The 19,242-nt window shown below is 33.9% G+C and carries 23 protein-coding genes and 1 pseudogene; 17 read left to right on the top strand and 7 right to left on the bottom strand.

Translation table 11 applies throughout. The features are described 5' to 3' along the window. Positions 1 to 126: 126 nt before the first annotated feature. Positions 127 to 639 (bottom strand): CotY/CotZ family spore coat protein, encoded by a 513-nt coding sequence (locus EC501_RS16145; RefSeq protein ID WP_122973378.1) that lies wholly within the window; start codon positions 637 to 639, stop codon positions 127 to 129. A 192-nt stretch (positions 640 to 831) separates the two neighbouring features. On the opposite strand from EC501_RS16145, the gene EC501_RS16140 reads away from it, so the two are divergent. The 6 genes from EC501_RS16140 to EC501_RS16115 all read left to right on the top strand — a co-directional run bounded on the left by EC501_RS16140 (position 832) and on the right by EC501_RS16115 (position 3,563). After that, positions 832 to 1,233 carry a hypothetical protein gene (locus EC501_RS16140; protein WP_122973377.1) on the top strand — a complete coding sequence of 134 codons (402 nt, stop codon included), beginning with the start codon at positions 832 to 834 and terminating at the stop codon, positions 1,231 to 1,233. Then, positions 1,234 to 1,689, top strand: coding sequence for a stage V sporulation protein AC (gene spoVAC / locus EC501_RS16135; RefSeq protein WP_122973376.1), 456 nt, complete (start codon positions 1,234 to 1,236; stop codon positions 1,687 to 1,689). Then, positions 1,683 to 2,678 (top strand): beta-ketoacyl-[acyl-carrier-protein] synthase family protein, encoded by a 996-nt coding sequence (locus EC501_RS16130; RefSeq protein ID WP_122973375.1) that lies wholly within the window; start codon positions 1,683 to 1,685, stop codon positions 2,676 to 2,678. Before spoVAC ends, EC501_RS16130 begins: the two co-directional genes overlap by 7 nt. Before the next feature lie 10 nt (positions 2,679 to 2,688). Next, positions 2,689 to 3,057: a stage V sporulation protein AE gene (gene spoVAE / locus EC501_RS16125; RefSeq protein ID WP_122973374.1), complete on the top strand. Its 369-nt coding sequence runs from the start codon at positions 2,689 to 2,691 to the stop codon at positions 3,055 to 3,057. A 67-nt stretch (positions 3,058 to 3,124) separates the two neighbouring features. Further along, entirely contained in the window at positions 3,125 to 3,301 is a 177-nt protein-coding gene (locus EC501_RS18840; RefSeq protein WP_174232710.1) for a YjcZ family sporulation protein, read from the top strand. Between the two features lie 13 nt (positions 3,302 to 3,314). Further along, complete coding sequence (locus EC501_RS16115) at positions 3,315 to 3,563, top strand: stage VI sporulation protein F (protein ID WP_122973373.1); 249 nt, start codon at positions 3,315 to 3,317, stop codon at positions 3,561 to 3,563. An 80-nt stretch (positions 3,564 to 3,643) separates the two neighbouring features. Here the strand turns inward: EC501_RS16115 and EC501_RS16110 are convergent, their stop codons facing one another. The 3 genes from EC501_RS16110 to EC501_RS16100 all read right to left on the bottom strand — a co-directional run bounded on the left by EC501_RS16110 (position 3,644) and on the right by EC501_RS16100 (position 5,396). Beyond that, the gene (locus EC501_RS16110) at positions 3,644 to 4,075 is read right to left on the bottom strand and encodes a GNAT family N-acetyltransferase (protein WP_122973372.1); all 432 of its coding nucleotides are present in this window, start codon (positions 4,073 to 4,075) and stop codon (positions 3,644 to 3,646) included. 4 nt (positions 4,076 to 4,079) lie between these two features. Beyond that, positions 4,080 to 4,595, bottom strand: coding sequence for a YjcG family protein (locus EC501_RS16105; protein WP_122973371.1), 516 nt, complete (start codon positions 4,593 to 4,595; stop codon positions 4,080 to 4,082). An 81-nt stretch (positions 4,596 to 4,676) separates the two neighbouring features. Further along, positions 4,677 to 5,396 carry an alpha/beta hydrolase gene (locus EC501_RS16100; protein WP_122973370.1) on the bottom strand — a complete coding sequence of 240 codons (720 nt, stop codon included), beginning with the start codon at positions 5,394 to 5,396 and terminating at the stop codon, positions 4,677 to 4,679. A gap of 141 nt (positions 5,397 to 5,537) precedes the next feature. On the opposite strand from EC501_RS16100, the gene EC501_RS16095 reads away from it, so the two are divergent. The 3 genes from EC501_RS16095 (at position 5,538) to EC501_RS16085 (ending at position 7,675) form a co-directional block, all read left to right on the top strand. After that, on the top strand, positions 5,538 to 6,119 hold the full coding sequence (locus tag EC501_RS16095; protein WP_122973369.1) for a phosphatidylglycerophosphatase A family protein: 582 nt from the start codon (positions 5,538 to 5,540) through the stop codon (positions 6,117 to 6,119). A 518-nt stretch (positions 6,120 to 6,637) separates the two neighbouring features. Further along, positions 6,638 to 6,841 (top strand): hypothetical protein, encoded by a 204-nt coding sequence (locus EC501_RS16090; RefSeq protein WP_122973368.1) that lies wholly within the window; start codon positions 6,638 to 6,640, stop codon positions 6,839 to 6,841. Between the two features lie 417 nt (positions 6,842 to 7,258). After that, the gene (locus EC501_RS16085) at positions 7,259 to 7,675 is read left to right on the top strand and encodes a hypothetical protein (protein WP_122973367.1); all 417 of its coding nucleotides are present in this window, start codon (positions 7,259 to 7,261) and stop codon (positions 7,673 to 7,675) included. 186 nt (positions 7,676 to 7,861) lie between these two features. On the opposite strand, the gene EC501_RS16080 is transcribed toward EC501_RS16085, so the two are convergent. Beyond that, entirely contained in the window at positions 7,862 to 8,197 is a 336-nt protein-coding gene (locus EC501_RS16080; protein ID WP_122973366.1) for a hypothetical protein, read from the bottom strand. 20 nt (positions 8,198 to 8,217) lie between these two features. Continuing rightward, positions 8,218 to 8,631 carry a hypothetical protein gene (locus EC501_RS16075; RefSeq protein ID WP_122973365.1) on the bottom strand — a complete coding sequence of 138 codons (414 nt, stop codon included), beginning with the start codon at positions 8,629 to 8,631 and terminating at the stop codon, positions 8,218 to 8,220. 504 nt (positions 8,632 to 9,135) lie between these two features. Between EC501_RS16075 and EC501_RS18835 the strand changes: the two are divergent. Together EC501_RS18835 and EC501_RS16065 are read left to right on the top strand one after the other, a co-directional pair. Then, positions 9,136 to 9,231: pseudogene (locus EC501_RS18835) on the top strand (LPXTG cell wall anchor domain-containing protein); the annotation flags it as partial. Positions 9,232 to 9,479: 248 nt separating this feature from the next. Further along, complete coding sequence (locus EC501_RS16065) at positions 9,480 to 10,097, top strand: thermonuclease family protein (RefSeq protein WP_122973364.1); 618 nt, start codon at positions 9,480 to 9,482, stop codon at positions 10,095 to 10,097. A 117-nt stretch (positions 10,098 to 10,214) separates the two neighbouring features. Here the strand turns inward: EC501_RS16065 and EC501_RS18520 are convergent, their stop codons facing one another. Further along, positions 10,215 to 10,370, bottom strand: a complete 156-nt coding sequence (locus EC501_RS18520) for a hypothetical protein (protein ID WP_174232709.1) — start codon at positions 10,368 to 10,370, stop codon at positions 10,215 to 10,217. A gap of 139 nt (positions 10,371 to 10,509) precedes the next feature. Here EC501_RS18520 and EC501_RS16060 point away from each other — a divergent pair, with 139 nt between their 5' ends. From EC501_RS16060 to EC501_RS16035, 6 genes are all read left to right on the top strand, one after another. Further along, the gene (locus EC501_RS16060; protein ID WP_122973363.1) at positions 10,510 to 11,901 is read left to right on the top strand and encodes an aldehyde dehydrogenase; all 1,392 of its coding nucleotides are present in this window, start codon (positions 10,510 to 10,512) and stop codon (positions 11,899 to 11,901) included. A 224-nt stretch (positions 11,902 to 12,125) separates the two neighbouring features. Beyond that, positions 12,126 to 13,184, top strand: a complete 1,059-nt coding sequence (locus EC501_RS16055; RefSeq protein ID WP_122973362.1) for a M42 family metallopeptidase — start codon at positions 12,126 to 12,128, stop codon at positions 13,182 to 13,184. Between the two features lie 2 nt (positions 13,185 to 13,186). Continuing rightward, positions 13,187 to 14,656, top strand: coding sequence for a UDP-N-acetylmuramoyl-L-alanyl-D-glutamate--2,6-diaminopimelate ligase (locus tag EC501_RS16050; protein ID WP_122973361.1), 1,470 nt, complete (start codon positions 13,187 to 13,189; stop codon positions 14,654 to 14,656). A 193-nt stretch (positions 14,657 to 14,849) separates the two neighbouring features. Next, a complete protein-coding gene (locus tag EC501_RS16045; protein ID WP_122973360.1) occupies positions 14,850 to 16,427 on the top strand; it encodes a peptide chain release factor 3 in 1,578 nt (525 codons plus the stop codon). A gap of 427 nt (positions 16,428 to 16,854) precedes the next feature. Continuing rightward, positions 16,855 to 17,625, top strand: a complete 771-nt coding sequence (locus EC501_RS16040; RefSeq protein ID WP_122973359.1) for a TerC family protein — start codon at positions 16,855 to 16,857, stop codon at positions 17,623 to 17,625. Between the two features lie 100 nt (positions 17,626 to 17,725). Then, positions 17,726 to 19,075, top strand: coding sequence for a TrkH family potassium uptake protein (locus EC501_RS16035; RefSeq protein WP_241559380.1), 1,350 nt, complete (start codon positions 17,726 to 17,728; stop codon positions 19,073 to 19,075). Positions 19,076 to 19,242: the final 167 nt, after the last annotated feature.

Here is a 19,242-nt window from a genome sequence, read left to right as displayed (position 1 = left end):
TTTTATCAGAAGTGGTCCTTATTTTTTATTTAAAATAATCAAAGCCGGTGAAATTTTACTTATCGTAAAATTTCACCGGCTTTTCATTTCAGAGGTGGGTTTTGTCCCAGCCTCTTTTTTTTCATGTTAGTCACAAATGTGTAAGTTTGTATCTTTAATACATTGTACTCCTGCAAATGCTGAAAGATCTACTGTTAAACAAGTTTCTGTTTTCTTGAAGTCGCATACGTCTGGGATTAAACATAAAGATAATCCTGTTTCATCTTCATTTAATAAACTTACTTCGTCACCTTCAGACATATCAACTGGAGCAACTACACGTAATGTAGCACAGCAATCAAAGGCATCTTCTACTCTGAAGAATGGTGATGGATGCATTCCACCTAATTTTGATTTATACCATGCAAAGAACGGTAAGCCATTTGTATTTAATAACATGAATACTCGAGTATCTGCTTGTTGTCTTGATGGGAAAGCAAGACCACCTAGTGGTTCTAAGAAGCAGCTTGTGCCACAGCCGTCACAGTCGTCGTTTACTGCTTGATTTTGTATATCTAATATTGTTTTTACAACTTCACAAACACACCCTTCATGATGATGTGATGTGCCACCGATATTATTATTTCTTCCACAACCCATTATCATTTCACCTCACTTTATCATAGCTTCAATCTACAATATGTCATTTTGAAAAGGAAAACCGGGCGATAGTTTATAGGCGTTTAAAATTCCTCACCATTTTTATGAAAAAAATTACCCTTTTACCTAATTGGACGCACTGAATAAATTCGCTTTTTCATGAGCATAATAGGTTAAAAAGGGGGTTGAATTTTGAAAAAATTGGCATCACTTTTATTTGTCCCATTTTTTTTAATCGGATGTTCAAATGAACAAACTATTCAAGTAACAGATTTAGCTGCTGATGAGGAGAAACGAGTTGAAATTGAGGAATCGATACGTAATCAGGAAGAAATATATTCAGCAACGGCTATTTTTGTTAAAGATGAATTATTAGTTTCCATTCAAGTAAATCCTTGGCTTGGATTTAAAGAACAAAAAGTAGAAAAAAGACTTCAAAAGGAAATTGAAGAAAAATACCCCGATTTAAAAGTTCTTGTATCCTCAGATTACAAATTGCATTGGGAATCCCAGAAGCTTTTAGAGGAAGAGAATGAGAAAAAAATGGCGGATGAAATTAAAAAGTTGAAAGATTTAGCAAAGGAGGAAACATAAATGGATCCGCAAGAATATCAACAGTTGGAGCAACAAATGACTCCTCCTACTCCGTACTTTAAAAATGTGCTAAAAGCCTTTTTTGTTGGAGGTATTATTTGTACGATTGGACAAGCAATTACTTATTTATATGTAATCTTTTTTAATTTTACAGAACAAACTGCTGGTAATGCGACAGTAGCAACGATGGTTTTTATAGCTATGATATTAACTGGATTAGGTTTATATCGGAAACTTGGTCAATTTTCAGGGGCTGGTAGTGCAGTACCGGTAACAGGATTCGGTAATGCGGTTATTTCAGCTGCAATCGAAGGGCGAACAGAAGGATTTGTTCTTGGTGTAGGAAGCAATATGTTTAAATTAGCTGGCTCTGTTATTTTATTTGGTGTCGCTTCCGCTTTTTTTGTAGCTCTTATTAAACTTATTTTAGTATCGGTGGGCGTGCTAGAATGGTAATTTTATTCCCATCAAAACCATCAATTCTTGCTTGTGGAGCCGTAGCAGGACCTGTTGAAAGAAAGAGTGTATTTTATTCATTTTTTGACTCTGTCATTGAAGATGAAAGATGGGGACAAAAGACGAATGAACAAGGTCACTCTCAAATGATTCAAGAAGCTTGTGACATTCTAATGAAAAAAGCCAATATAAACAATTTAGATGTGGATTTCTTTTTAAGTGGAGATTTAGTCAATCAAATGACACCTACCAATTTTGCAGCTCGAGAACTGGCTATTTCCTTTATTGGATTGTTTTCAGCATGTGCTACATCTATCTCTTCTGTTATTATTGCCAGTCTACTTACGGAGCTAGGAGCTTCGGAGCTGGCTATAGCAGGAGCTTCGAGTCAACATAATTCTATTGAACGACAATTTCGTTATCCAATTGATTATGGTGCTCAAAAACCTGCCACTTCTCAATGGACAGTAACGGCAGCAGGTTATGCCCTTGTTGGAAAACATAATCCTAAATATCCTTCGATTGTAGCGGGGACAGTAGGGAAAGTAGTTGACTATGGTGAAGTAAGTCCGTTTCATATGGGAGGAGCAATGGCGCCTGCAGCTTATGACACGATTACTTCCCATTTGAAAAAACGTCATCAAAAAATAACGGATTATGATCTGATCATGACTGGAGATTTAGGGAAGATAGGATTAAAAATTTTAAAAGCGATGTTTGCTCAAACGGGTGCCAAACAGGAAGATTTAGATATATTAAGGGATGCTGGAGCAGAGTTTTACGGTGATGATAAGACGTTTCAAGCTGGAGCTAGTGGCGCTGGGTGTTCAGCATCCGTATTTTTTAGCTATATTGAACAGCAACTTAAAATAGGACGTTATAAAAAAGTATTACTAGTTGCGACAGGCGCTCTACTCTCTCCAATGTCATTTCAACAAGGGGAGACAATACCTTGTACTGCGCATGCAATCGAAATAACGATGGAGTGAGGCGAGAGAAATGCTTTTTTTTAACTTTTTAATTGCATTTATTGTTGGTGGATTCATTTGTGTTATTGGCCAATTATTAATGGATGTTTTCAAATTAACACCCGGCCACACATTATCAATATTAGTTGTAGTAGGTGCCGTTTTAGATGGACTCGGTTTATATGAACCGTTAATCGACTTTGCAGGTGCAGGAGCAACTATTCCGATTACGTCCTTCGGGAATTCCTTAACCCACGGTGCTTTAGCTGAAGCAGAACGGCACGGTTGGGTTGGTGTATTAACAGGAATGTTTGAAGTAACAAGTTCCGGTATAAGTGCTGCAATTGTATTCGGTTTTATTGCAGCGTTAATTTTTAAACCAAAAGGTAAAGCAAATTAGACAAATAACCCTCCTTCTCTTTGTATACCGACATAGTATACAAAGGAGAAAGGAGGGATTTTTTTTGATGTGTCATAAATGTGGAGGGCAAGTAAATCCAACTTATGATTTTAATTATTGTGGTTCCAGTCAAGTAAGTCCTGCATATGATATGGGGGATGGCAAAGGATATAAAGGATCTGCATTTGTATTAATTGTAGTATTATTTATTTTATTAATTATCGTAGGTAAGTGTTATATGTAAGGAGGGGAGTTAAATGCAAAACCCTTTTTTCAAACAAATTGAAAGCAAAACAGGTGTAGATATGGAAGAAATATTTGCACTTGCGAATGCAATTCAACATGCAGACTTTTCCAATGAGAAGCAAGTTCGTAAAATCATTAAAAAAGTAAGCAAGTTAGCAAATAAACCTGTATCGAAAGAATTAGAAGATCGAATTGTAAAATCGATTATGCAAGAAGGTAAATCTTTAGATTTAAGTAAAATTCAAAAAATGTTAGGCTAACGTAAAAGCAGTCACCTACTTCGCCCCCTAATTGTTAGAAGTACTAACAATAAGAGAGGCAAAACAAAAGGTGACTGCTTTTATTTTATCATTTTCTCCATAGCACGATGGGGAATTCCTGCATCTAAAAATTCTGGAGAAGTAACTTCATAATTTAATTTTTCGTAGAATGGAATAGCGTAGCTTTGGGCATTTAACTTAAGTTTTTTCCACCCTTTAGCGATTGCATAATCCTCTACCTTTTTCATAATAAGAAGGCCAAGCTTCTTTCCTCTATATGGTTGTAATACACAAACACGTTCAACCTTTCCAATTTGACTTTCAATTTCGCGAAGTCGAGCTGCTGCAATCGTTTTATCTTCATCATTGACAATGAAGTGGATAGCTGTAGCATCATGTTCATCTAGCTCTAAATGTTCAGGAACACCTTGTTCTTCAACGAAAACTTTTCTTCTAACGGCGAATGCTAATTCCAACTCTTTTTCATTTTCTACTGTTTTTACTTCAAACATAATACTATTTCGCTCCTGTTAGACGGAATGTTTCGTAAGTAGTCCAAGAACCATCTTCTAATTGGTAAACTAGGTGAATTCGGTCAATTGTTTCTTGTTCATCGACACCAACCATTCGTAATTGACCAAAAATATCACCATGTTCTGTTTCAGTTAAATCTTGTGCTATGGTGATATGTGGAATAAAAACATGTTTCGGTTGGCCGATATTTAATTGTTGTTGGATATCTTCATGTAAATTTTTTAATTGCTCTGTTGGTTCTATTTTGAAATAAATAACATTTGTCGTTGGGAAGAAAGAACTGATACGTGATGCATGGATCGCTAAAGGTCCATAATTTTGTGCAATTGAAGCAACAGTTTGAGAAATTCGGTTAATTTCATGATCATCGGCTTCAAAAGCTTCTTTTAACGTAATGTGCGGTGTGATTTTGGAATAATGGGAATCGTATCGTTTTCGATACGTATTAGCTAAATCTTGCAATCTTTTTGACGGAAATGCGACGATACCGTATTTCATAGTTCATTGCCCCCTAAAATTCTAATTTATAAAAGAATTATAACAGATTTCAAATATTTAGACATTTTTTGGGCATAATTATTAACTGAAATTTTCAATTAATGCCCGCTTTAAATCTGGCTTCCAATATTTCCATGTATGGTTGCCTTCGAACTCTTCATAAAAAGTTTTGAACCCTTTTGATAATAATAATTGATGGAGTTTTCGATTAGGTGTTAAAAAATCTTTTATTTGTTTATCGGTTGTTAATACCTTATCTTCTTCTTTACCAATAATATGATAAATGGAAATGGTGTTACTATTTTTCGATTGTTCTACAGTGTTTAAAACGTGTTCATCCACATATGGTGATTGTAATATCGCTTTACTAAATATATTAGGATATTTTATTGCAGCCATTAAAGAAACTGTCGCAGCCATAGAATCTCCAATAAGTCCTCTTGAAGAACCTAACTGATAAGTGGAATATTCTTTATCCAAATAAGGAACTAATTCATGGGCTAAAAATCGTAAGTAGGCCTCATGGTATTTTCCTGTTGGAATATATTTATTTTTCCTATCTTCGACGTTTTTATAAGGGATTCCGACAATTATCATATTTTCGATTTCATAATCATCCAATAATTGATCTGCTAGACGAGTAATCCCTCCTAATTGGAAGTAATCTTTCCCGTCGGATGCGATTAAAATGTTATATTTATTTAGTGGTGTATAGTTTGCAGGCACATAAATTAGTAATTCGATTTCTTCTTGTAATGCGTTACTGAAAAATGGAATATCTTTAATAGTTCCTTTGTTCACGAAGGGGCCCTCCTCTTCAATCGTAAGTGTATCGAAATTGTATCATAAACCAATCACAACGTGTACTATGTTTGTAAGTCATCGAATGGGTTTCTAGTAGAATAATTTACAAAAACAAAAATGGGAATGAGGATGAAAACCATGCATGATAAAAATATTCGAGTACCTTCAAAAGAAGTAACAAAAGCAACGAAGGAAGCGTTAGAAAAACGTGGCGTAAAAGTAGAAGACATAGCTGAAATTGTTTTTAAAATGCAGTCTCCTTATAATGAAGGGTTATTAATAGAACATTGTATCGATTCCGTAGAGCGAGTATTATGTAAACGAGAAGTACAACATTCAGTCTTAGTAGGAATTGAATTAGATATATTAGCTGAAAAGAAATTGCTGTCAGAGCCATTACAATCCATTATCGCTTCTGATGAAGGTCTATTTGGGGTAGATGAAACATTGGCATTAGGTTCGGTGATGACCTATGGTAGTATTGCATTAACAACCTATGGTCATCTAGATAAAAATAAAATTGGCATTATAAAAAAACTTGATACGAAAAGCGGTGAAGGTGTACACACCTTTTTAGATGATTTAGTTGCTAGTATTGCCGCATGTGCCGCATCAAGAATCGCCCACCGTACTCGGGATTTAGAGGAAGAGGGAGAAACTTTTGCAGATGTTCCTCCTGTCATATTAGATTCAACCGATAAATCCAATACAGAGATGTAAAGAGATATTTGGACAAAAAATAAAAAACTACATAAATATATACATCATTATTTTGTACATATTTATGTAGATGTATAATGACTATAACAAGTGATTTTTTTGGTCATTTGAAAATTAGCAAAAATGTGAGGAATAGTATGAAACCATCTGATATAAAAACTTTAATTTCGAGTGGGGTAATTATTATAGCGGTCATTTTATATTTACTGTTTAAATAGATGATTGTTATACCAATTTGGACTAGCAATATTAGCCTTAATCTCGCTGGAGAAGTATAGAATTTTTGATATAAAAGAGTTCAGGCCAATCTTTTTTGTCTTTTATTTGGTGAATAAATTTTAATAATAGAAGGAGAAAAAAGATGAAGAAAATATTGCATATAGCAGTAACTTTCTTGCTTGTATCTATATTTTGTTCAACTGCTACTTCAACTGTTAACACGAATGATGCAATATTGATTTATCTCTAATCCCTTATGAAAAAATCATGACGAAGCTTAGTAAAGAATATGGGTACACATGTACATTCAAGAAAAAAATAAAGAAAAATTTTATTATCGTATTTCAAATATGACTCCGAAACAATTTGAAATACTACTAAGGGAACAATATAAAGAATCGCATATAATCGTAAACACTTATGATCGTGCTGAAAACGGTGGCTTTTACCCTACACCAATTCCAAAGGCGGATAAAATAATCCCTGCTGTTCCGTTGAATTAGTTTGGAAAGAACTAGATAAATGAGACAAAGAGTAACGCCCTACTAAGAATCGTATTTATACATTTGATTCTTAGTAGGGCGTTTATTTATAGAACAGTAATACATTAATGTAAATTCATTTATAAAATATAAAGATATACATTTTTAGGGATTTTCCACATCAGAATACAAGGGACAGATAATGATTAGCTTATTATCGATTGTATTTTCGTTGAATATTACAAATTATCTTGAAAGAAAGCAATTAAATTTATTATTTACGAATTGTGCGACTGTTTTATAGGGATATTTAATTAGATTTTCTGGTTTTAAAAATGGTATACAACTATATAAAGGTCTAAAGTTCTATTTGTTTTTATAAATGAAACTTCCAATATTTTGAATCGTATAAATATTTAAATAAAGGAGGGTGAGATGATGAGAAAAACTTTGGGATTATTATTTTTAAGTATTAGTTTAATTTTGACTCTAATAGCGTGTACAGAAAGTGATGAAGTTAAGTATGAGGCAAAAGCAAGTGATTTTGAAGGGGAAGGGTTTGAAAGGAACAGTCAAAGGATTGTAGTAATTGATGATGAGCTTGTGATTTACGCTGCATATAATAATCCGGAATCTAAAAACAAAACAAGTATCGATAAATTATTAGAGTCTGATGATGCTGTCCCAGGTGAATTTTATGAAAAAAGATATAAAAATGTAGAAATTAAAACTCAACAGGACATGTATTTCATTACTGCTGATGGGTTATCATTAACTTTCAAAAAAACTGGGGAGCGAACTGTTACTGATGAAGAAGGAATGGAATATTATACTGGGAAATATCCAGAAGAATAAATTAATAAATTAATAAATAACGAATAAACAATTGAAAGGAAATATAAAAATAGGTGGAGAGAAGAAAAATGCTCTCTCTACACCTATTTTTTTGATACATATAATTTAATAGAAAGAGGGCTATCCCGCAGTTTATGTTATATGACTTTTGAGAAAATACTCTTATTAATTTAAATTAAATTACAATTATTTCACTTCTGGTTTAATTGAATTACTTTCAAAAGGGCCTTTTAATAAGTACCCATTGTAAGTTCCATACCATAGTCCATTTTTATGCTTCATATAAGATCTAAAATATAGATATCCTGAATATCCACCGGAGCTATACCATATAGCATTTGGGAAGTCTAAATAGTTGGTTCTACTAATTTCAATTTCGTAAAACTTCTGCTCAATTGCTGCTGTAACTTTTGACTTTGGAGTGAAAGTTGTTTCTGTAAGTAGCGTAGAAGCATTAGTACTAATACCAAAAGAACTTGATAGTAATAATAGGGTTCCTACTGTCAAAATGATTTTTTTCATAATTAACCTCCTTTTAATTTCTATTTATCTTCTTCTACAATTCTTAGTTGAGGTATCGGGTATTTTTTATTATATAAATATCCCTCGTATTGATAATAATTTGGACCACCTGGTGTTTTACCAACTAAACTCAAGTATCCAGCCATTGGCGTACTATTGATAATTTCTTCATGCCATGCAAGCTTTGGAGCTCCATTAGGAGAAGTGTAGGGTGCGAAAAATTTTACTCTTACTACCCAGTGTTTTAATAATTCTGCGTTTGGAGTAATTAAATTTTCAAACCTATTAGTTAGCAACTCTTCTGTTCTATCTTCTGATTTGATGATAATAGAATTAGAAGTTTCACTAGCATAAGCTTTTGATATGTCTGTTTTTATCCAAAATGCTAACATAAAAACAACCATTACTAAAAAAAATGATAATCTTGATTTCATTTATAAATCTCCTTTCAATAATTGTAAATTACATCCTATTTATACCATTTATAGGTAATTGAATATATTGGAATATTAGTTTAAATAGTTATATAGTAATACTATTTGTCGAATTTTTATTAATAAAGAAATATATATACTATTTTGAAGTAATCTTAAAGAAGTCATAGGAGAATAATTATCATATTCAAATTAGGTTTCAAAGGGATTAGAATAATTATTCTATTAATAATCAATTTAGATTCGAAGAACCAGTGACAGTGAAAGTACTTGAAAGCGTGTTAAACTCAACGTTTTAAAATACCGCAACGTGCTATGACCCAGATTAAACAACAGAGCCAATTGAAACGGATCTAACTGAAACAGAGTATGTTCAAGTGCTGGAAAGTTAAAGAGTACGAAAGCCGTATTTAATGCCGAGGACGATGCAATTGAAGGACAGAGAGAAAAAGTTGGCGATGAATTGACGTAAAAAATTAAAGTTGAAAAAATCAAACAGGTGAAAAACAAACAAATTATCTTGTAACATTCATTGGCTTACTCATGATTGGAGCAGCATTGTTTGGTTTTGTTAAAAGAAAAAGATATTTAAAAAAATAAGTTTTTAATAAGCTACTAAATATCTCTGAACCCCCGTAAATGTTAGACAGAAACTAACTTTTACGGGGTTTTTTAATAAGACAGGTTCCATGATAGAGGTTAATAATCAAAAATTATCTTTTAATGGAATTTTTTGTAGTAAAAAGAGAAAGTTGGGATGATGTATGCAAACTCACGAGATGCCCCTACTAATCAGAGTTGTTTTTTTGGTATAATAATAGAAATGTAAAAATAGATGAGGTAGCAACATGAGTATTGTAGATGTAAAAACATTAATAACAAGTGGCACAATTATTATTGCAGTAGCCCTTTATTTCATTTTTAGTAATACAGCATCAAAAGAAAATACAGTTGAAAAAGATACTGACTATTTAATTACTCCGCAATATGCAAAGAAAGCAACGGGTAATGAATTAGTAAAAGCGGAATATGTGTCAACGAATGACGGCGATACTTTCCGTTTAAAGGTAAATGGAAAAGAAAAGCGCGTTCGTTTATTAATGGTCGATACACCGGAAATGAATTATGAAGAAAATAATCCGATGCCTTTTGCAGAGAGTGCAAAGGATTATACACAAAAATTACTAGAAAATGCTTCGGAAATTGAAGTGCTTTCTGATGTTGGAAATAAAACAGATCATTATGGCCGATTGTTAGCCTATGTATTTATAGATGATGTTCTTTTACAAGAATTGTTATTACGTGAAGGATATGCGGCTGTTCGATATATCGATAAGCCTAACAATACGTTGGAAGAACAATTTAAAGAAATTGAAGAAATAGCTAAATCGAATAAAATCAACATTTGGGAAGAAGAAAATTATTTACAACAAGATGGATTCCATCCAGAAGTAGTGGAACAGTAAGTTAAAAACATTTTTTAGGGTGACTTTTCATTGAAAAGTCACCCTTTTTATAAGCTATTCAATATTCAATTTATCCGTAAAACGGATTCGATAAAGGAAAACTTCATTTTCCCTTTTCTAAAAATCATTCTGTTGTTCATTTTCTTGTGGCAATTGTTCTTCTTTCAAGAATAAAAAAGATTCGTCCTCTAACTGATGCACTTTTTCTTCATTTAATCCAATAGATAATGGTCCTGAAAAAATTTTCTCCCACCAAGTATCAGTCGAAATCATATAAAATTGCCCCCTTCAGTTTTATCGTTTTATCCTTTTCTACCCTTATTAGAAGGATTTAGACGACAAATTGTAGTAAATTGTACATAATTATTATTGACGATATAAAGAAAATTATGTATTGAAAGAAGGGTTACAAATGGCACGATATACTGAAAAAGACGTTGAAATCATGATTGAAGAGCAAAAAAAATTTTATTTAACCGGGCATACAAAAAATATTGAGTTCCGAAAAAAACAATTATTAAAACTAAAAGAGAAAATAAAACAATATGAAAAAGAAATTTTAAAAGCGTTAAATTTGGATTTGCATAAAAGTGAATTTGAAGCGTATTCGAATGAAATTGGAATCGTCCTTGATAGCATTAATTATTTAATGAAAAATATCGATGAATGGGCAAAACCTGTACAAGTAAAAACGCCTGTCCATTTTCAACCTGCCAAAAGCTTTATAGTGCGAGAACCTTATGGAGTTGTATTAATTATCGGGCCATTTAATTACCCATTCCAACTTGTTATGGAACCGTTGATTGGAGCTATTATTGGTGGTAATACAGCGATTGTAAAACCTTCCGAATCTTCCGTTCATACGACAAAAATAATTAAAAAAATAATTGAAGAAACCTTCGATACATCTTATGTTCGAGTAGTGGAAGGCGAGAAGGAAGAAGTAACAGCATTGATTCATGCTTCCTTTGATTATATTTTCTTTACCGGTAGTGTGGCAGTAGGGAAAGTTGTTATGCGAGCAGCGGCTGAAAAGTTAACTCCAATTACATTGGAACTCGGAGGGAAAAGTCCAGCCATTGTCGATCAAACAGCAAATATTGAGGTTGCAGCGAAAAGGATTGTTTGGGGGAAATTTAATAATACAGGACAAACTTGTGTAGCCCCTGATTATTTATTTGTCCATTCCTCCGTTTATGAAAAATTTATGAAAGCAATCAGAAAAACAATTGAACAATTTTATGGGAAAAATCCACAACTGAGTCCGGACTATGGTCGTGTCATTAACGAGCGCCAATTCAAGCGTTTAAAACGGTTAATTGAAGCAGAAAAAGAATATATTACTTTTGGTGGTAGTACCGATGAAAGCGATCTTTATATTGAACCGACGATACTTGAAAATGTTACGTGGTCCAATCCAATTATGGAAGATGAAATTTTCGGTCCTATCTTGCCCGTTATGAAGTATGATAGTTTAAAAATGGCAATTTATGAAATACAAAAATTACCTAAACCGTTAGCAGCCTATTTCTTCTCAGAACATGAAAAAGCGATTAGTTATTTCCTACAAGAATTACCTTTTGGGGGAGGATGTATTAATGATACCGTTACCCATGTAGGAAATCCTTATTTACCTTTTGGTGGTGTCGGTCCATCGGGTGTGAATGCTTATCATGGAAAGGCTAGTTTTGAAAACTTTACTCATCCAAAATCCATCATGAAGAGATCTTCAAGATTTTCCAATAATTTATTATTCCCACCGTATAAACAAAAAGTAAAACTTGTACGAACAATGTTGAAATAACAAAAATCATCGAGAAATTCAAAATGAATGGGTTTCTCGATGTATTTCCTATTAATGCTTTACTGTACTAGTGATATAATGAGGGATACAACGATTCATTACTCCCTTTCCAAAAGGCTATGAATGAAAATACATAAAATTACTGGGTGTCGATTATTGACGAATTTTGTTATCATTAACTTTATTCAATTAAATTATACTGACTAAAGATTGGGGGATTTTAGATGAAAAATGTATTTAATGAAAAAAATACAATTAATTTATTAGGTCAATTAGTAAATATTCCAAGTCCTTCAGGCTATACAAAAACAATTATGCAATTTATAGGATCTTATTTACATGACCTAGGCATCGAATATAAACAGACAAATAAAGGAGCTATCATTGCTACAATCAAAGGACAAAATGATTCTTTCCACAGACTCTTAACTGCCCATACGGACACGTTAGGTGCTATGGTAAAAGAAGTAAAGGCTAATGGACGTTTAAAGCTGACGATGATCGGTGGTTTTCGTTGGAATGCTGTAGAAGGTGAATATTGTACAATTCATACGGCAGACGGTAAAAAAATACGGGGAACGATTTTGATGCATGAAACAACGGTCCACGTATATAAAGAAGCTGGTGATTTAAAACGGGATGACAACCATATTGAAGTTCGCATTGATGAAAAATGTTTTAATGCGGATGATGTACGGAAAATCGGGATTGAAGTTGGAGATTTCGTATCCTTTGATCCTCGATTTGAAACAACAGAGTCAGGTTTTATTAAATCCCGACATTTAGATGATAAAGCAAGCACAACCCTTCTATTACAATTAGTGAAGTTTATTAAAGAAGAGAAGATTGTATTGCCTTATACAACTCATTTTTATATTTCCAACAATGAAGAAATAGGTTATGGTGGGAACTCGAACGTTCCAGAACAAGTGGTTGAATATATTGCCGTAGATATGGGGGCAATTGGAGATGGACAAAGTTCAGATGAATATACGGTATCCATTTGCGCAAAGGATTCGAGCGGACCATATCATTATGAGTTAACTCACTATCTAGTGAACTTAGCAAAAACGAATGAAATTCCATATAAGCTAGATATTTACCCTTATTATGGCTCAGATGCATCAGCTGCTATTCGAGCAGGTTACGATGTGAAGCACGCCCTGTTTGGCCCAGGAATAGAAGCTTCCCACGCTTATGAACGTACTCATGTGGATTCATTAAAAGCCACAGCGGAACTATTATTTACCTATGTAACTTCACCAATGGATTCGGAGGATTAATTATGTATACAGAAGAACTATTAAATGTGATTCCATTAAAGAAAATTATTGGTCAGTTACCAAACAGAATCAAAGATATTTCAATCGATTCAAGAAGTGTTCAACCAAAAAGTATGTTTATTTGTATAAAAGGTGATACAGTAGATGGCCATCATTTTGCACAAAAAGCGGTGGATGCTGGCGCTACCGTTGTTGTAGCGGAACGGGAATTACCAATCGAAGGAGAAGTGGCTCAAGTCATCGTAAAAAATACAAATCGTGCCCTTGGTTTACTTGCTGCTAAGTTTTTTGATTATCCTTCTAACGATATTACAATGATTGGTGTTACAGGGACCAATGGGAAAACGAGTGTTTCTGGCATTATCCATCATATGCTTGTCGGGATGGGGGAAAAATCCGCCTTATCAGGAACAATTGGATTTGAGCTAAATGGTGTTTTATATGAAACTGCTAATACAACGAATGACGTTTTAAGTACACAGCAAATGATTTTCCGTGCAAAAATGGAAGGCTGTCGTGCAATGGTCATGGAAGTTTCATCCCATGGTTTAGCTTTAGGAAGATTAGCAGGTGTTGATTATGATATAGCCGTGTTTACAAACTTGACCCATGACCATCTCGATTTCCACGGAACGATGGAAGAGTATGGACATGCGAAAGGGTTATTATTCTCCCAATTAGGACAAGATTTTACTAAAAACAAACATGTCGTTTTAAATGCAGATGATCCATGGTCTGAAAAATATGAACAGATGACATCCTATCCAGTATGGACGTATGGTTTGAAAAATGATGCGATTTTCCGTGCAGAAAACTGTAACTACGAAGATGGAATTACAACCTTTGATATGATTACGCCGGAAGGTAAATTCCCAGTTACTACGCACTTACTTGGTGAATTTAATGTTTATAATTTACTAGCTGCTACAGCTGTCTTTTATGCTAGAGGTTTCTCGATGGAAGCAATTATCGAACAAATTGAAGATTTAGCTCCGGTTAGAGGTCGCATGGAAAGAGTGAAAACCGATCTTCCTTTACAAATCTTTATTGATTATGCCCATACTCCAGATGCAATTGAAAAGGCAATTAAAGCTGCATTACCATATAAAAAACCGGAAAATAAATTAATCTTTTTAGTTGGAACAGGTGGGAATCGAGATAAATCGAAACGTCCCGCAATGGCGGAGAAGGCATCGATAGCTGACTATGTTGTCTTGACAACAGATGATCCCCGCTATGAAGAGTATGATAGCATTACAAGTGATTTAGCTAAAGGTATGCAACATGAAAATTATGCATGTATCGGAGATCGGGCAGAAGCGGTTCGTCATGCAGTATCAGTTGCAGAACCTGGAGATATCATTATTTTTGCCGGTAAAGGGCATGAAGATTATCAAATAATAGGGAATACGAAATATCCCCATAGTGATGCAGAAATTGCCATTGAAGCAGGACGCTTAAAATTTGTTTAATCGATTTATTTTAATGATATGATTTTTAAGAGGCTGTCCTATTGGCTAATATGCTAAAGGGCAGCCAATTCCATTTTATTGCCATACTATAAATAAATTTGTTTTGTACATACATTGGAATAATAAAAATGTTGTGCAACAAGCATAAATTCTTTTATTATAGGAGAGGTATGAAAAAAGGAGACGGAAAAAAATGACTTCAAAAATAGAACAAGATATATTATCTCGTCGTACCTTTGCCATTATCTCTCACCCGGATGCTGGTAAAACGACGATTACAGAAAAATTGTTATTATTCGGTGGTGCCATTCGAGATGCAGGTACTGTAAAAGGGAAAAAAACAGGTAAATTTGCCACTTCAGATTGGATGGAAATCGAAAAACAACGGGGGATTTCCGTTACATCTTCCGTTATGCAATTCGATTATCAAGGTTTTCGTGTCAATATTTTAGATACTCCTGGTCACCAAGATTTCTCTGAGGATACGTATCGGACATTAATGGCGGTAGACAGTGCGGTAATGGTAATTGATGCTGCAAAAGGGATTGAAGCGCAAACATTAAAACTTTTTAAAGTTTGTCGTATGCGCGGAATTCCTATTTTCACTTTTATTAATAAATTGGATCGTCAAGGGAAGGAACCCCTTGAGCTAATTGAAGAATTAGAAGAAGTTTTAGGAATCAATGCCTATCCAATGAATTGGCCAATTGGTATGGGGAAAGAGTTTCTAGGAATTTACGATCGCTATAATCAGCGTATCGAACAATTTCGTACTGATGAATCCGATCGTTTCTTACCGATTAATGAAGATGGTGAATTAGCAGTCGATCACCCAATGAAAGTGACTTCTTATTATACGCAAGCAATGGATGACATTTTACTGTTAAACGAAGCAGGAAATGACTTCTCAGAGGAAAAAATTCGTCGAGGAGAATTAACACCTGTATTTTTCGGTTCTGCTTTAACGAATTTTGGTGTTCAAACGTTCCTAGAAACGTATTTAAAATTTGCACCTGCACCACAGCCTCGCCTAACAGAAGATGAACAATTTATTGATCCTGTTGAACATAACGAATTCTCAGGTTTCATTTTCAAAATTCAAGCGAATATGAACCCAGCTCACCGTGACCGTATTGCCTTTGTTCGGATAGTGTCAGGGAAATTTGAACGTGGAATGAATATTACTTTATCTCGAACAAATAAAACTTTTAAAGTATCCCAATCCACGCAATTTTTAGCCGATGATCGAGAAACGGTTGATGAAGCGGTTGCGGGTGATATCATCGGTCTTTATGATACAGGTACGTATCAAATAGGAGATACGGTAGTAGGTGGGAAGAAATCTTTCCAATTTGAGAAATTACCTCAATTCACACCGGAAATTTTCGTTCGTGTTACTGCAAAAAATGTGATGAAATCAAAACAATTCCATAAAGGGATTTTACAATTAGTTCAAGAAGGTGCAATACAATATTATAAAACTCTTCATACGGAAGAAGTTATTCTAGGTGCAGTAGGTCAACTACAATTTGAAGTATTCGAGCATCGTATGAAAAATGAATATAACGTGGAAGTACAAATGCAACCAATCGGTTCAAAAATTGCTCGTTGGATTGAAAATGAGGAAGATGTCAAAGAATCAATGTCATCGTCCCGTTCGATGCTTGTAAAAGATCGCTTTGATAATTATGTCTTTTTATTCGAAAATGAATTTGCGATGCGTTGGTTTTCCGATAAAAATGAAAATATTAAACTGTATAGTTTACTGTAATAGGAAAAAGAGGCAATTATTTCATTGCATTTAAAAGGTACTGTGCTATAATAAATTCAGTAGAAAACTGAATATCCATTTGACTATGTCAAAGGGGAGTAGCTATAAGTATTTCGAATACTTACTTTACATTCGTCATTACATGGTTTTATAACCATCGGATGTAATAGCATTGATTTTTTCGTTTTCAAAATAATTTATTTTGAAGACATTCAAATTGCTTAGCAAGACCTTTGCCTTTATGAGGCAGGGGTCTTTTCTTTTGTCAAATAAAGGTGCGGAAAATCAGTAGTATTATGACAATTGCTAATGGAATGTAAAATCAAATAAACAGTAATTGATTTTCAGCTACAAAGTGAGTATTATGTTTTTCTATTTTTAAAATACCGACTTTATGGGTATACAAAAGGTATAAGGAGGAAGTTTTGTGGAAATATTTTTAGAGTATGCTTGGGTATTAGTAGTTTTAATTGTATTAGAAGGTTTATTAGCCGCAGATAATGCAGTTGTTATGGCTGTAATGGTTAAACATTTACCAAAAGACCAACAGAAGAAAGCATTATTTTATGGATTGTTAGGTGCATTTATTTTCCGTTTCGTTGCTTTATTCTTAATCACAGTATTGGTAAATTATTGGCAAATTCAAGCAGTAGGTGCCCTTTACTTATTATTCATTTCAATTAAAAATATATATGAGCAGAAATTTAAAAAGGAAGAAGAAGAGGAAGAAGCAGAAGAGAAATCTCAAAAAGGCAAAGGCTTTTGGGCTACAGTGGCTAAAGTTGAATTTGCAGACATCGCCTTTGCAGTAGATTCAATGCTTGCTGCCGTTGCCATTGCCGTTACATTACCAGAGGTTGGGGATTTCCATATTGGAGGAATCAACGCTGGACAGTTCGCTGTCATGTTCTTCGGTGGTATTATCGGGATGATTTTAATGCGATTTGCAGCTCAATGGTTCGTTAAAATTTTAAACGATTATCCAGATCTAGAAACAGCAGCCTTTTTAATCGTAGGTTGGGTAGGTGTGAAATTAGTTGTGTTAACTTTATCCCATGATAAAGTTGGTGTTCTTCCACATGACTTCCCACATTCAGCTACTTGGGAAATTATATTCTGGGGTGTATTGCTCACTATTGCTCTCGGTGGTTGGTTTACAAGTGTTGCGAAAAAGAAAAAACATGCTACAGGTGAATAGAAGAAATGAGAGGGGCGGTCATGACTGTCCCTCTTTCCTTTTAAGGAGATATTCATTATACTGGTGTAACTAGAACTAAATGAATAAAGAGGCGAATCAGGTGGTCCGATATACAAAAAAGACTAGAATTATCACACCATTTCAACTACTTGTAACTTATTATTTTATTGCGATTGCAACTTCTTTCTTATTATTAAGAATACCTGCAGTATACCAAGACAATGTTGAAATATCCCTTGTTGATACTTTATTTACAGCGGTTAGTGCAGTAAGTGTAACAGGTTTAACCGTATTTGATATATCATCGACTTTCACTCATTTTGGAATGTTCGTATTATTAATCATTCTCCAACTTGGGGCCATTGGTATTATGTCGCTAGGTACTTTTTTATGGATTATTACAGGTAAAAGAATTGGAATGCGCGAAAGACAATTAATCATGATTGATTACAATCAGTACAATTTATCGGGTGTTGTTCAATTATTAAAAGAAATCGTAAAAGTTCTTTTCATCATTGAAGCTATTGGTGCACTTATTTTATCGATTCATTATCACCAATATTTTGATACGTGGGGTGAAGCGTTTAAACATGGAGTGTTTGCATCGATTTCTGCAACAACAAACGGTGGATTTGATATAACGGGAGATAGTTTAAGACCGTTCCATTCGGATTATTTTGTTCAATTTATTACGATGATTCTCATTGTACTTGGAGCCATTGGATTTCCAGTTTTAATTGAACTGAAAAACTTTTTGTTTCGTAAAGATCCAACTTTCCGATTTAGTTTATTTACAAAAATAACAACATTAACTTATGGAATTTTATTTGTTGCAGGCTCGATCATCATATTAATAATCGAATCTTTCCAATCCTTTAGAGGAATGCCATGGCATGAAAAATTATTTACTGCTATGTTTCATTCGATTTCAACTAGATCTGGAGGATTAACTACATTTGATATTACTCAGTTTAGTGAGGCGACAGATATTTTCTTAAGTTTTTTAATGTTCATCGGATCTTCTCCTAGTTCAGTCGGTGGAGGAATCCGAACAACAACTTTTGCATTGGCGATTTTATTTTTAATTAATTTTGCAAACGGACGTACAGAGATACAGTTATTTGGACGTGAAATTTATTTAATAGATATATTCCGTTCATATGCTGTGATTATTTTAGCGTTCTTTATGGTGATGATTGCAACGATGATTTTGTTAATAACAGAACCAGCTGCATCAACAACCCAAATTATATTTGAAATTACTTCCGCCTTCGGTACGTCAGGTATGTCCCTCGGAATAACGGAACATCTTTCGACGGAAGGGAAATTCGTAATCATGATTTTAATGTTTATTGGTCGAGTTGGTTTAATTTCATTTTTATATACGTTAGGTGGAAAAGCAGAAAAAGCTCCATACCGTTATCCAAAAGAACGGGTAATCATTGGATAAAATTATTTTAAAAGAGGTGAAATAATGTTGAAACATTGTTTCACCTCTTATTAATTCTTTTAAAACCACGTGCTCTGCACGTGTGAAAATATACTTTTAGAGTGGTAATGGAGATGGAATTAAAAACTCCTCTCGATATAATGAAAATGGCCGTCAAACCAAATTCA

The organism is Lysinibacillus halotolerans, from assembly GCF_003711845.1.
Taxonomy (GTDB): domain Bacteria; phylum Bacillota; class Bacilli; order Bacillales_A; family Planococcaceae; genus Ureibacillus; species Ureibacillus halotolerans.
The sequence above is the reverse complement of the archived record's forward strand: the minus strand, read 5'-3'. Positions and strand labels throughout refer to the sequence as shown.

Bases quoted from the DNA above. Each gene is read 5' to 3' on its own strand.
- EC501_RS16055 (WP_122973362.1), top strand. From the start codon at position 12,126: ATGAAAAATGTATTTAATGAAAAAAATACAATTAATTTATTAGGTCAA.
- EC501_RS16115 (WP_122973373.1), top strand. From the start codon at position 3,315: ATGCAAAACCCTTTTTTCAAACAAATTGAAAGCAAAACAGGTGTAGAT.
- EC501_RS18520 (WP_174232709.1), bottom strand. From the start codon at position 10,370: ATGATTTCGACTGATACTTGGTGGGAGAAAATTTTTTCAGGACCATTA.
- EC501_RS16045 (WP_122973360.1), top strand. From the start codon at position 14,850: ATGACTTCAAAAATAGAACAAGATATATTATCTCGTCGTACCTTTGCC.
- EC501_RS18840 (WP_174232710.1), top strand. From the start codon at position 3,125: ATGTGTCATAAATGTGGAGGGCAAGTAAATCCAACTTATGATTTTAAT.
- EC501_RS16075 (WP_122973365.1), bottom strand. From the start codon at position 8,631: ATGAAATCAAGATTATCATTTTTTTTAGTAATGGTTGTTTTTATGTTA.
- EC501_RS16065 (WP_122973364.1), top strand. From the start codon at position 9,480: ATGAGTATTGTAGATGTAAAAACATTAATAACAAGTGGCACAATTATT.
- spoVAE (WP_122973374.1), top strand. From the start codon at position 2,689: ATGCTTTTTTTTAACTTTTTAATTGCATTTATTGTTGGTGGATTCATT.
- EC501_RS16105 (WP_122973371.1), bottom strand. From the start codon at position 4,595: ATGAAATACGGTATCGTCGCATTTCCGTCAAAAAGATTGCAAGATTTA.
- spoVAC (WP_122973376.1), top strand. From the start codon at position 1,234: ATGGATCCGCAAGAATATCAACAGTTGGAGCAACAAATGACTCCTCCT.
- EC501_RS16130 (WP_122973375.1), top strand. From the start codon at position 1,683: ATGGTAATTTTATTCCCATCAAAACCATCAATTCTTGCTTGTGGAGCC.
- EC501_RS16080 (WP_122973366.1), bottom strand. From the start codon at position 8,197: ATGAAAAAAATCATTTTGACAGTAGGAACCCTATTATTACTATCAAGT.
- EC501_RS16085 (WP_122973367.1), top strand. From the start codon at position 7,259: ATGAGAAAAACTTTGGGATTATTATTTTTAAGTATTAGTTTAATTTTG.
- EC501_RS16145 (WP_122973378.1), bottom strand. From the start codon at position 639: ATGGGTTGTGGAAGAAATAATAATATCGGTGGCACATCACATCATCAT.
- EC501_RS16050 (WP_122973361.1), top strand. From the start codon at position 13,187: ATGTATACAGAAGAACTATTAAATGTGATTCCATTAAAGAAAATTATT.
- EC501_RS16095 (WP_122973369.1), top strand. From the start codon at position 5,538: ATGCATGATAAAAATATTCGAGTACCTTCAAAAGAAGTAACAAAAGCA.
- EC501_RS16110 (WP_122973372.1), bottom strand. From the start codon at position 4,075: ATGTTTGAAGTAAAAACAGTAGAAAATGAAAAAGAGTTGGAATTAGCA.
- EC501_RS16060 (WP_122973363.1), top strand. From the start codon at position 10,510: ATGGCACGATATACTGAAAAAGACGTTGAAATCATGATTGAAGAGCAA.
- EC501_RS16090 (WP_122973368.1), top strand. From the start codon at position 6,638: ATGTACATTCAAGAAAAAAATAAAGAAAAATTTTATTATCGTATTTCA.